Consider the following 13,452-nt stretch of genomic DNA (forward strand, 5'->3'; position numbering starts at 1 on the left):
TATGGATATCTATAACTATCAGCTTCTGGTTATCGGCGGAGGCTGCGGCGGAGCATCGGCAGCTATTCAGGCAGCACGCCTTGGCATTAAAACCTTATTAATAGAAGAAACCCCCTGGCTTGGCGGTATGGTTACTTCCGCAGGAGTATCTGCATTCGATGGAAATAAATATGCTGTCGGAGGCGGTATCTTTGCAGAACTCCGTTCCATGATAGAAGACTATTACGGCGGTGCAGATAAAACCTTCACCGGATGGATCAGTCTCACCTGTTTTGAACCGAAGAAGGGAATGGAGTTCCTTCACCAGATTGCTTCACGCGAAAAATCACTTGATATCTGGTTTGAATCATCATTGGTTAAACCTCTCCTCAGCGGAAAACGTGTAACCGGCGCGCAGATAAAAAGAAAAGACGGATCAGTGGTTCAGGTTAACGCGCAGATTACCATTGAAGCAACTGAATTCGGCGATCTGCTTAAACTCGCTGATATACCCTATCGCCTGGGACGTGATGCAAAGTCCGACACCGGAGAAACCGATGCATGTGACAAATGGGACGGCGAGGTACAGGATGTAACTTTTTGCGCCATTCTTAAAAAGTATGACGGAACTGCACCTGCCATTGCGCCGTCTGCTGACTATGATCCAGAGCGGTTTATCAACTCAACTGATGTTCACTGCGATACCACCGACGAAAAGATACTTGGGCACAAACTGCATTCATTTGAAAGCTTTATCACCTACGCGGCTCTTCCCAATGATAAATATCTGCTGAACTGGCCATTCCGTTCAAATGATTATCCCACGACTATTGATTTATACGAGAATCTGCCAAACCGCAAATGGCACTACGAACAGGCAAAACGCCTGACGCTTGACTATATACATTATATACAAACCCGGCTCGGTCATCCTGAGTGGGGCCTTGCAACTGATGAATTCCCGACAGAAGACCATCTCCCTTTCATCCCCTATGTGCGTGAAAGCAGAAGGATAAAAGGACTCCGCCTTATGAAGGAGGAAGATGTTATTCCTGTAAGCGGTTCATACCGCCCGCCCCTGCAAAAGGATTCCATAGCGATTGGTGATTATTTCCTCGATCATCATCACAGCAAGTTTTTTGTTGGTCCGGAAGATGAGCGTATATCTGAAAACTTTCCCGATAACGCGCCGTTTCAGATTCCGATGGGAACTCTCATCCCCGAAGGATATGAAGGAGTCATCGCTTCAGAAAAAAGCATTTCCGTAACGCATATCGTCAACGGCTGCACACGGCTTCAGCCCTGCGTGATGCAGACAGGACAGGCAGCAGGCGTACTTGCAGCGGTTGCAATTAAAAAGAATATATCAGCCTCTGCGGTTGCCGCGGAAGAAGTTCAGGATATTCTCCTTGATGCAGGCGCACCGCTTTTCCCCTATAAAGATCTGTATCCTGCCAATCCTCACTTTAAGGTAATTCAAAAACTTGCTCTTCAGGGAGTAATTATTGATGAAGAAGATCATCAGTTCTATCCGGAAAAAACTGTCTCGGCAGAAGAAGTAACCGGCTGGTTTAAGAATTACGCTGCCGGTGTCCCTCTTAACGGTCAGGAACTCGCTGGAATGCGCAGAGATGAAGCTTTTGCACGCATTGCAGAGAGACTCTCACGCAGATGAGAATCAAACTGCGGTGATATGCATCTAATGAAGTTAATCTCTAAAAGCGGAAGATTTTTTTGACAGAACAATTGCTGCATGTCATTGAACATGCATTTTTTGATACCCTCCCCGTAGTACCGGTGCTTTTTGCTGTCTATTTCCTTATGGAATATTTCTGGCACAAAAAAGCGCTTGATCTGCTTACCTTCCTGCGGGTTTCAGGTAAATACGGCGTTATAGCAGCCACACTCTTCGGGCTGATTCCCCAGTGCGGCATGTCAGTCTTTTTCACATCACTCTACCTCAGCAGAAAGATAACTGCCGGAGCATTGGTCGCGAGCTATCTTTCAACATCAGACGAAGCAATTCCGGTAATGATGGCTAGCGGCGGGCAGTGGCATACTATATTATATATCGTTGGAATCAAAGTGCTTCTCGGAATCGCGGCCGGATATACCATTGACTATTTTATAAAAAGCAAACTGTATGACGGACCTCCCGTTGAAGAGGGACGCAAGGACCTGGTGCATATCGGCATGGAGAAATCAGGCTCCGAAACCATGAAGATGATTAAACACTCCGTTTCAAGAACTCTTGAAATTACCGGATGGGTTTTCGGCGCGACTGTTATCATTGCGCTGATTCTCGAGTTTGCCGGACCGGGAGGACCGTTTACCGCTCTTACAAAATATCCCCTGATTGAGATTCCCGTCACTGCGGTATTCGGCCTGATTCCCAATTGTGCCGCATCAATCGCTATTGCTACAGGATATATACAGGCAGGGCTCTCCTTCAGCGCGGCGATAGCGGGACTGAGCGCCGGAGCCGGCTTTGGGCCCATTTTGCTGGTAAAACAGGGACGCTTTAAGAGTTCCTTTATGATTCTGGTTTATACATTAACCTCCGCCATTGTAGCCGGACTGATTTCCCACGCAATAAGCATTATCTTTTTCTGATTAACATACCATGACAATACTCGAACGGGAAGAAATTCATCTGCCTGCACATCTGCAAAAAATGCTGGTTTCCGGCTGGTCTGAAGAAACCCTGAGCAATACCATTGTAGAAAGCATCGTATATCTCTCTGACGGATATAAAGTAAAGGGATATCTGGCTTATCCGAAATATATACCGGAAGGAACAAAGCTCCCCTGTATCCTCTGGAACCGTGGCGGTGCTAAAAGCCGCGGCGCGATTGACCGCTTTACCGCGAAAGGTATGTACGGTGAAATGGCGCGCTGGGGATATGTTGTACTTGCATCATTCTACCGCGGAAGCATTAAGGGAGAAGGGGAAGAAGAGTTTGGCGGGGCAGATGTAAACGACATTATCAATCTAAAAAAAGCTGCCGAAGAACTCCCCTTTGCAGATACCACCCGCTGGGGCATCGAAGGATGGAGCCGCGGCGGCATGATGACCTGGCTTACGCTGCACCGCGATCATGACTTCAAATGTGCAGTACTGGTCGGGGCTATCAGTAATCTGAAAGAATACTCAGACCGAGTCCCGAGTTTCAAAGAACACTATTATGCGCTTGTACCCAATGGTGATTTTGAAGCCGAGCTTGCAAAACGCACTGCAGTTAACTTCCCCGAACGATATCCGAAGGATGTAAAATACCTAATCATTCACGGCGGGGCTGATGAAACCGTACCCGTAAGACAGACCTATCAGATGGCAGAACTGCTGACCAATCAGGGCATCACACACCGGACCGTCATCCTTGAGAACGGTGATCACTACCTCAAAAACCAGCGCAAGGAAGTCGAACGCTTGAAAAAAGAGTGGTATGCAAAATACCTTTCTGAAGTGTAGAAATTTTAATTCCCTCACAACCCACCCCAACTCCGGAGGAGTCGCAGGTTGGTAGATGCATATTGGTAGAAACACAGCGCCTAATTAATCCCAACCCGGAACGGGTGATATTATTATAGAAAAACGATTTACAATTTACCCAAACCCGGAACGGGTGAAATTATTTTCCGGATACCACAATCTAGTGTCATCGCTTTGGGATTTTTTTGACTTTTTCAATCCCTTTCTCAAAAACCCGTGCAAAGAAGTAAACACGCCCAAAAGGAGTGGCAACAAATATCTCTTTAATCCGTTAATACCTTTGCACGCAAATAAGGTCCGTTTATGTTCAAATTAATACAATTCCTCCCCTACAAGACCATCAGGCGTTTGTGCTTCACTTTAAAACACATCATAGTGGCTATCCTGTAAATCTAGTGATTCCTTGACAATTTGATGGTGTTCATTTTGTTTTTGTTTAGTCCTTTTCTTTTTAGAAGTGATCAACACAAGGATTCAAAAATGTCTCTCTTTATTTTTAGCTTGGGTCTATCTACGAGAGGTAGCTATCTACTTCACAAAAATAGAAGTGGTCTTTCCTCCACACTCCTCGATAGATTCAACGATAATATTCATTATTACCTTTAAAAACTTCTTTGATGCTTCACTTGTATCATCAATAGCGGGAGGAACAACATTATCTAAAATTGAATCTACCTTCTTGGCCCGTAATGTAGCTGATCCGCGACCAGAAAACTCAAACGCTACTTGCCATTCTGTAACGACGCTTTCTTTGAGACTAATTCGTGCAAACTCTAACAGCTTCTGGCTGATTTTCCGCTTTATCTCATTCGTCTTCTCAATTCTTACTTCTTCAGACACATTTGATGGCCGCCAATCATCCGGGCTATTAAGAAATCCACTGATTTGTTCGCTAAAACTGTCCCAAAGATCAGATATTGGTTTTAATGTGTCATAATGATCCATCCAAGTTTGACCCAGTCTCTGTGATAATGCTTTAATTCTTGAAAAATGCTGCTTGTTAATTCCTGGTATCTCATTGGTTCCAAACAAAAAACCATCCCATTTATTATGAAACTTAATTACAGCTGAACGTATTTTAAATACGAGTGTTGATATATCATATTCAAGAGTAACAGGTCCAAACTCTGGTGCCACATTCATCAACTCTAAACTATTAATAAGATTAAATAATTGATCCCGAGTAAACTTGAATTGGAACTCAGTTGTTATTTTTTTGTCCAAGTTACCTAGGTAATAAGAATTATTTGCGAAATGATTTGTTAAATATTTTTTAACTTCATATCCCAATTCATTTTCAAGTTTGCCTAAAAGATTATCAACTGATCCATTTATATGATCAATTTTATCGTCCAAGGTTGGAAGATTATCACCAGACACACTATCGAAATGCGTGAAACAAACTACAAGTTTTCGATAGTGACCACTTATTGCAGTACTTTTAATTACTGCATACGGAGATGCAAGCATTGAATTCTGGGCATTGTCAACTAAAATTATCGCATCAGAATTATCAAAATTTTCTATTACATTTGATGGTAAGTTTGCTGCTGTATTTGGTATATGCCCCATTCCTTCACCATCAAGAATAACCAATTTGGGGATTCTTTCTAAAAAGTCAGGTTTAAAAGGACCCTGAGTGCGAATTCCCGAAACGAGTGGGGTTAGAAGTTTCCCAAAAAGTTTAGATGAATTACTTGAAAAAAACTTCAGTGCGTTTATAAATTCACTCCGATCAGTTGTTTCAAGCCTCCAATAAATAGGCCAGCCAAATTTTTCCCTCTTTAGTTGATTCTGATCAAGTAAAGTAAATCTCTTCTTGATCTCCTCGACAATATCCTCTACAAGTTCTATGAAGTCATCCTCCTCATACTCTGATATGGCAGATTCGATTATTTCTTCCACTATTAATTGGTCTTCATCCGAAAGATTTGATTCCGCTGCTAAATCTGCCTTAGTTGAATCGATAATTTTTTTTGTTAAATTGACTATTCTATCAAGATAATCTTTAAGTTTGATCTCAATTTCTAGTTGTTCACTTTCTGTAATCCCAATATCATTACTTTCTATGGGTTCAACATACTCGTAATTGGAATACTTTTTCCTTTCCTTAATTTTTCCCAGTACATAGCTTAATCTAAATCTTTGGTCTTCATCTTCTAAAAAGATTCTTAGAGTATCATTTCTGTTGTCTGTAGATAGAAACTTTTTAATAGCATTTCTGATAGATTCTTTTATAAATTCCCTCGTCTCGCTTTCCGTAAAAAAGGTAACTACCCCCAAATATGGACCATTAGCCAGTATTATCTCTGTGTCAAAAATGGTAGTTTTAGCTGTTGATGTCGCTGGGAACTTTTCTTTTATCGGATCAGTGCCAATCATTTGCCTGAGAAGTGTTGTTTTTCCTGCTCCGGTCTGTCCAAGCAGCAGTACTGTTGAATAGCCATCAATTTTGGTCTTAAGGGGGATAATTTCTTCTCTCTTTTTTCTGTAATCACATAAAATGTATTCGATTTCTGAGTAAAATGACTCAACAATTCCTTTATCAAACTGTGCCAGAGCGTTTGTTTTAGAATTAATATCCCAATAAAACTCATCGGACAAGAGTGCATTCATTTGTTGGGTTAAAATTTCAGCAGTTTGTTCATCTCTTGTACTAAGCCCTTTTCTGACTTTTTTGCCTTTTTTACCCTTGGAATCTATCAAAAGTGGGTGTCTGTATTCTAAAACCCACCCTTCTCGACCTGCTGGTTTTACTTTTCGAGCCGTGTAAACCTTTTTTTCCATTTCATACCTTAAAAAATGTTATTTTTTGTTGTTCCAAACTTACAAATCCTTAAATCTATTGTCAAGAAGAATCTGGAACAACAAGGAATAACTGAAAATTTAATTAGTTGTGATGATTTTTGCTCTCGTAGATTTGGAGGGTGCCTCAAAAAAGTTTGAGAAAATTTTTTTAGATTAGTCGAGACGGCATTCAATGGAATAATTCTCAATTACTTTCCATTTTTGGTTTACCCTGCAATGTGATCCGCTTTTATCGCCAATTAATCTAACGGGAAAAAGATTCCGGGTTGAAAGATAATCATAAACCGGATTTGCAAGATCAGCTTCACGCAGCACTTCTTCGAGGATATACCCTAACCGCTGCAGCACAGCAACAGGGATGGAGTCGTTCAGTATTTCGTATAACTTTTGGGCATTCATCTGTTCGGATAATTCAGATAACACTTCCGCAACCCTGTTCATGCCCCCTGCCTGTTTATAATAAGCAACCAGATCAATGGCAGTCAGTTCCGGACTGGATATCCTGAAGTAGCCCGCATCTGATTTTCTTTTGATAATCCCTGGCTCCGGGAAAACGGACTTTACAAGGTAATTTACCTTTAATCCTTCTGATTCACTTCTTCGCATCGGGGGTTTTTGAATAAACACAAAGGATTCCATCACCGCCTGATGCGCGGCCCCGTAATAGGCAGCAGCCGAAAGCAGTCCCACATAATACTCACGATCAAGAAACCTGAAGAACTGGTCAATGAATAATTCGAGCGGAAGTATTTTCCTTTTCCGGTATTCCGGGGGAATTATCAGATAAAACCCCTTGTAAAAAGCAACAAGTTTCCCCTTTTTGACCAGCCTGTTAAGAGCAAGTTTGAGAGAATTTTCTGACCTTCCGGAAAAACGCATTTTCAACCCGACCCAGGAAAAACTGATTTTGCCTGAAGACTGCAGCTCGTCCAGGTAGTTTTCGAGGTATTTGTAACTCTGATTTTCCATAAAACAATAGTAATTGTTTGCGTAAATTATTGTTTTCCAACATTATTTGCAAACGTCTGCTCATTTTTCTGACTCTGACCCTGCTCCCTAATGTTTATGATTACCGCCCCCTCACCATGTGGCTCCTTGGCGGAATGCCAAATCAAGCCGGCAACCCGACTCCGGAGGCGCGAAACTAATTATGAAGTTTGAATTATAAAGTATGAATTGCCGGGTTGACCCCAGCGGGGTCACAAATTGGTAGAAAACCAAATTAACCCAGCAACCCGACTCCGGAGGAGTCGAAGATTGGTAGAATTCCGGATACAAAAATTCTTTACAACACACCAGCAGACCAAAAATCAGAAATCCAGCTGACCGTATCAGCCACCGCCTAATCTGACTGATTTGGAAAACTAAATACCTTTAACTAAATTTTACTGACTGGTATAGGTATTTCCCGAAATTTGTCAACTTCCCAAATCAGTCAGGAGACCTGCGGAAATATTTTTGCAAACAAAAGGAGTGTCTTACCCTTTTGATATCAGAGCTAAGAGTATACTAGCAGATATCTTGTAATCAAATAATTTAATTTCTTAATAAGGGAGCCGCAAATGTACAAAGTGCTATTGCTGGTAGTCGTTATTGGTCAGTTCGTTTTTGCTCAGGATCCTCATCTCTATTTTCGAAATAAAACAGATTTGGTTTATCCTTCCGGAGGGGACAATCCAAACCAACCGGCAACCTGGGTAAACTCACTGTCAGAGGAATACTTGTGGGGTAGTGAACAGTGGAATTTATGGTATAAATTCATCAACACATTCAACACCCAGGGTAAGATAACCTCATCGGATCAACAGGTTTATGATGAAGGCATGTATCTTTACTCGTATCTGTCAACATATACCTATGACTTTAACGGGAACAATACTGAAAGACTGGTGATTTTCAAAAGAGATTCAACACTTAGAAACAAATACCGGTACATATCTTCCTTCTCCGGAGACAGACTTCTTCAGACTGAAATATTCGAATGGGAGAATGAGACGTGGGTGCCAACTTATAAATGGGTTTACGCTTATAACTGGAACGGGACTGTCAAAACAATTGAGTATTCAGAATATTCTGGCGACGAGTATTTCATTATTGACAGAAAAGTATATACGTATGACAGCAATCGCAACCCAATAGAAATTCTCATTCAGGATTATGGGTCAGCAAACTGGACTGACAAGGAGCAAAGAATCCTGACTTACAATCAGAATCTGCCTGTTCTGGAAAGCAGGTACAGACGCGAAAACAATAACTGGGTTTTATTCACAAAACACACCCATATGTATAATTCCTTTAATAAAATTGACTCAACACGGATTGAAGATTTTCATATGACTGGACATTTTGTTTCCAGGACGAGTTATACGTATGACGAAAATCTGAATATAACCGAAGAACTTAAACAGTCGTGGTACCAGTCAAACCTGGTAAATTATTATAAGACCACATACGCGTATCAAAGCCTGACAGAAGTTGAAGATAACGAAACAATGCCGCAAACAACTGTGCTTCATCAGAATTATCCTAATCCGTTCAATTCTCAAACATCAATATCATTTCAACTGCCGGAAGCGCAGCAGGTTGAGCTGAGCATATATAGTTATACAGGTCAAAAACTCACAACCATTTTTAACGGCGCAAAAGAACAAGGAGATCACCAAATCCAATGGGATGCAGCAGGTTTCGCTTCCGGAATCTATTTCTGCGAACTCAGGACTGCAAGCCAGCGCAAGTCAATCAAACTGATATTGTTGAAATAATAATGAGGAAAAATACATAAACCACTCTGCTTTTATATTTCCTCCGGATTGACTGAAATATTCGCCAATGAAAATCATACGGACAGGATGCCTCAATTACAATACATGACAGCGGAGCAAAGTTGTACCGGCGTTCTGTACAAGCCCGTCAATAATTTAGTTTAAACCATATTTCCGGTAACTGATATTTACGTTTAATCAGGATATACCGGTAAATCCATTCAGCTGATCAGCTAATGTACTATTGGCGCGGATATCAGCTTCCTCTTATTTGTATTCAAATGATGGCCTATCCTATTTTACCAATACAAGTCTTTTTGTATCACTAAAATCACCTGCCTGCATACGATAGAAATACACTCCTCCCGCCAGGCCAGAAGCGTTAAAAATGACTTCATAGCTGCCCATTTCCTTTTCTTCATCAACCAGTATTGCTACTCTGTTACCTATAATATCATACACAGCCACCTGAACATGGCCGTTTTTAGGCACAGCATACCTTATTGTGGTTGCCGGATTACATGGATTCGGGTGATTCTGAAACAGCTGATATTGGGCATTATCGTTCGCCCCGGTAATTATAACATCGGTCGTGTATTCCAGCCGTATACAATCAATTATAAGAGTTGTGCCTGAATCAGCACTTTCAAATTCAGCACAAGTCCAAAAAATTATTACAGAATCGGGGGTCAGCGATAAAGAATATTCAACGGGCACCTCTGCATAGGTATAATTTACTGCGTTTTCAATAATTAGTTTTTTTCCCATTCCGACTGATACTGGCTCTGCACTGGTGCCTTTGAACAAACTTATCATTACCGTTGCCGTATCGCTTCCGGATCTTGAATATTTATACCAAAACGATAATGCCCGCGGACGATAAGGAAAGTAATGTCCTCCGGAATAGTTTGTCGTTCCAATTGTTTTATCTGTTCCATAAATTAACATTCCAGGAAAGACAAAACCCGATGGCAGCAATCTTGATTTGAGTTCAACCGCATACTGGCCGGAGAAAGCATCTGTAGTTCTGAAAGATGTACCTACATTAATTATCTGATCAAATGTATAAAATGAGTCAGGCACATTCACCCCTGCTGTCTGAATCCAGTTTTCAAGATCAGCATTGCTGATTTGCTGTGCGTGTGATTGCGCTGCAAAGAAACAGAGGAGAACAATTATGACGCCTCTGTGTAAAGAATTCTTTATCGAAATTACTATCTCGGTTTTCATATAACTGCGTCCGTATAATTTGCTGATAAAAATAATGGTTACTTCACTTTTTATCTGATTAGCATCATTTTTTTCGTCAGGAGCACTTCATCTGACTTTAACTGATAAAAATAAATGCCGCTCGGCAATTCAGAAGCGTTAAAAACAATTTCATGGTTGCCAGGCGACTGTATTTCATTAACCAGTGTTTTCACTTCGCGCCCGAGAATATCAAATACTTTAATAGTAACAAAGCTCCCCCGCCCCGATATACTCTGGGTACCACTCTCTCCATCCGCTTTGTAAGGTGCCGGGATACTATATCTGATTTTCGTCGAAGGATTAAACGGATTTGGATAGTTTTGCATCAGCGCATATTCTGAAGGCACATCAGATTCATGAGTTATTTTAATTCCGACAAGCGGAAGGGAAAAATTATTGTCATACAGACCCTGAACATATCTGTTCTCCTGCTTCAGGAGAGATACTGAGTTAAGAGAGCTGCTCCCGCGGGCAGCGGAATATGCAACGATGATTTCAACGGGTTTTCCGGATTCAAGTCTGAATGGACCAGTGTTAATCATTAGTCTTTGGTCTATCGGCGTGGTATTTATCCAACCGGTATTTGTTACCGGGTCACCGGAATACATATAGTTTATATTTACCGTTGAGCAGCTAACACCGTAAACACTTCCAAAAGACCAGGTACATGGATTTATAAAGCTGCCTGTTTTGCCTCTTCCTCCGAGCTGGTAGTTTCTTAATTCATACATCGTATTGGGATCCCCGTGAGTAGGGTGGGACTGCATATACTGATTAAACGAAGTCATGGCAAGATTTTTTGCGCCTGGAAATGATTTCTTTTCAAGAAAAGGACCGTTAAACTGATACGCTGTATCAAGAGCCGTGTCAGTCCCCTCGTCATATATTCCATTTGAGTTTAAATCTATATAAGTCGTACCGGGTATATAAGTATGTGGTCCCTGCAGCAGATCAATACCAAATGCAGGCGCATTTACACCAAAGGTGCCATCCTGGGTTTTCTGATAGGCATAGCCCATATTCAGACTGGTATCGCACCCCACCAGGTCATCGGTATAGTCTCCGATATCAGGATCAGATGCAGCGGTGAAATACACAGAGTCAAAAACCTGAGAAACAGTTCCCGAATTCAATATACTGTACCGGATAAAAATAGTACCCCGGGAATGAGCAAGAGTGTCTGCAAAGGAAAAGACTGTCTGTCTGATCTCTATTCCTTTAGGAGGGACATCATAAAAACGGCGGTACTGAGAAGGTACACGGTCAGTATAAAAACACCATGCCGTCTCATCTCCAAGGAAATCAGGCCTGTCCTCATTCCTGTCCCATACACCGTTGGAGTTACGGTCAACGGGATTGTAGATACCATCATTTAACCCATCGTAGAATTTTGCGTTCTTCTGTACGGCGTTTTCCCAATTGTGCCAGTAGAAATTAAAGTCACCGATGGACTTATCACCAATATAGACCGGGTTATATGAGACATTCGCTCCTGCGTCATAATCCTCAATTCGGGAAGCAGAAAGCACTCCGTTAGACCATACTACTCCGTTATCCAAACCTGAAAGAAAAAAGCCTGAAGAAAAAAGCAGGTTAGCTCCGTCTATAGTGCCGCTGCTTTGTCCTCCCGCATCAACATCGGCAAGAACTCCCTTATTATCCATCGGAAGCCACAACTTGTTTTTCTTCATCAGGTGAACATCTGAAACAGTAAACGATTGCTGCGAAGCGAAAAATACCCCTGAATTCTCATCATATATTCCTTGATCGTCTGAAGAAACAACTTTCATTTTACCGGTGTTGGTAATCAGAGCCGCTGGAAGAGAGTAGAAAAATGAATAATTGCCTGTATCAGGAACGTTAACGGCAATCTGAGAATAGTTTACACCGCCGTCGGTACTGAAAAGAATAGTAACGCTGCTGCAATTAAACGCAAGCCAGTTTACTTCAATGAAAGAAGTATGAGAAGTAAAAGGGAGAGGATTAAGCAGAGTAACGCAGCCGGTTGTATTTATAGAAAAGTTTTCGATTGTGGAAACAACCCACTGTCCGTTTTCATTTAAATAATATTTGTATTGTTCAGGATTGCCTTCAGCATCATAATAATATTCATCCTTCTGCATATCCAGCCATTGGATTGTATTTGAAATCCAGATTGAATAAATCACTTGTGAGGTCAGACCTGCTGCATTATACTCGTAAGTATATCGTTCATTATTCTCCCAGGTATTTGAGTAGAAATAATATCGTATCTTTTCTGTCAGCTGTCCTGAGGTATTATAGGTAAATTCAGTTTTTGATATATCGCGCCATGAGCCAGGCAACACATCAGGGTACTGGGTTAAAGAGACTATTAACTGCGCTGAAGTATCATAGGAGTATATTGTTTTCTTCTCGTTATTCCACCCCCACAAATCACTTCCTGTCATCGTAAGAGCTTCGGCTAAAAGTCCGCCTGTATTATATGAGTAAAATGTCTTTCTGAACGGAATGTTCTCAAGATCGGTAGTCCAGACTTCTTTAAGCTTTCCGTCAGGGAAGTAGAAACTTAACGTTTTCTGAACCTTGTGCCAGAGCATCTCAATCTCTCTTCCTGAAACGTCATACTTGTATGTCATGTAAAACGAATAGGGATTTGAAGAATTAAGATTACTGAAAAATGCAGACTTCTGAATCTTTCCCCTGCTGTAAATCCTGGAGGTCCTACCGGTAATTTCCTGAGCTGAACCGGTTACATCATAAATGAGCGAATTAAGTGCACCGGTTTGAATTGCTGTTATAAAATGACTGCTTGGAACCCCGGGTAATGTTTCCCCTGAATACAAAGTTTCATTATAGTGTTTTCTGAAATCATCAATTCCCCTGGTTTGTGCCGTTACAATAGATGCTGCAACTGCAAGGAAAAATAAAACGGAATATGTATGAGACATAAATCCTCCGAAACTAAAGATTATGTGTTATTGATTATTACTCAGTTCAGGTCTATGAATTTTTACCGCATCCTGCTCTGAAACCGGCGGTGAAGCATTCAGCTGTTATTATAACAGAGATAACCAAATGCAGACCGATGGGACAAAACTACAGTACCGGGGATTGGCATTTGTCACGAAGATGTAAAAATTGCAGTCAGGGAAAATGTATGCTTATAAACAGTAAAGA

8 protein-coding genes are annotated in these 13,452 nt (G+C 41.3%); 4 read left to right on the forward strand and 4 right to left on the reverse strand.

Translation table 11 applies throughout. The annotated features are described in order from the left end of the window. Position 1: 1 nt before the first annotated feature. Genes HRU80_00770 through HRU80_00780 form a run of 3 tightly spaced genes read left to right on the forward strand, consistent with a single transcriptional unit; the run spans position 2 to position 3,451 of the window. Positions 2-1,654, forward strand: a complete 1,653-nt coding sequence (locus HRU80_00770) for an FAD-dependent oxidoreductase (GenBank protein ID QOJ27473.1) — start codon at positions 2-4, stop codon at positions 1,652-1,654. 59 nt (positions 1,655-1,713) lie between these two features. Further along, complete coding sequence (locus HRU80_00775; GenBank protein QOJ27474.1) at positions 1,714-2,592, forward strand: arsenic efflux protein; 879 nt, start codon at positions 1,714-1,716, stop codon at positions 2,590-2,592. Between the two features lie 10 nt (positions 2,593-2,602). Further along, positions 2,603-3,451: a prolyl oligopeptidase family serine peptidase gene (locus HRU80_00780; protein ID QOJ27475.1), complete on the forward strand. Its 849-nt coding sequence runs from the start codon at positions 2,603-2,605 to the stop codon at positions 3,449-3,451. Between the two features lie 549 nt (positions 3,452-4,000). Here HRU80_00780 and HRU80_00785 read toward each other — a convergent pair. Continuing rightward, positions 4,001-6,259, reverse strand: coding sequence for a hypothetical protein (locus tag HRU80_00785; protein QOJ27476.1), 2,259 nt, complete (start codon positions 6,257-6,259; stop codon positions 4,001-4,003). A 174-nt stretch (positions 6,260-6,433) separates the two neighbouring features. After that, positions 6,434-7,249 (reverse strand): hypothetical protein, encoded by an 816-nt coding sequence (locus HRU80_00790; protein ID QOJ27477.1) that lies wholly within the window; start codon positions 7,247-7,249, stop codon positions 6,434-6,436. 593 nt (positions 7,250-7,842) lie between these two features. On the opposite strand from HRU80_00790, the gene HRU80_00795 reads away from it, so the two are divergent. Further along, a complete protein-coding gene (locus tag HRU80_00795) occupies positions 7,843-9,042 on the forward strand; it encodes a T9SS type A sorting domain-containing protein (protein ID QOJ27478.1) in 1,200 nt (399 codons plus the stop codon). A 294-nt stretch (positions 9,043-9,336) separates the two neighbouring features. Here HRU80_00795 and HRU80_00800 read toward each other — a convergent pair whose 3' ends face one another. Continuing rightward, positions 9,337-10,272 carry a T9SS type A sorting domain-containing protein gene (locus tag HRU80_00800; protein QOJ27479.1) on the reverse strand — a complete coding sequence of 312 codons (936 nt, stop codon included), beginning with the start codon at positions 10,270-10,272 and terminating at the stop codon, positions 9,337-9,339. Positions 10,273-10,322: 50 nt separating this feature from the next. Then, complete coding sequence (locus HRU80_00805; protein QOJ30416.1) at positions 10,323-10,901, reverse strand: T9SS type A sorting domain-containing protein; 579 nt, start codon at positions 10,899-10,901, stop codon at positions 10,323-10,325. Between the last annotated feature and the right edge of the window lie 2,551 nt (positions 10,902-13,452).

This window comes from Ignavibacteriales bacterium (assembly GCA_015709675.1).
Taxonomy (GTDB): Bacteria; Bacteroidota; Ignavibacteria; order Ignavibacteriales; family Ignavibacteriaceae; genus H2-BAC3.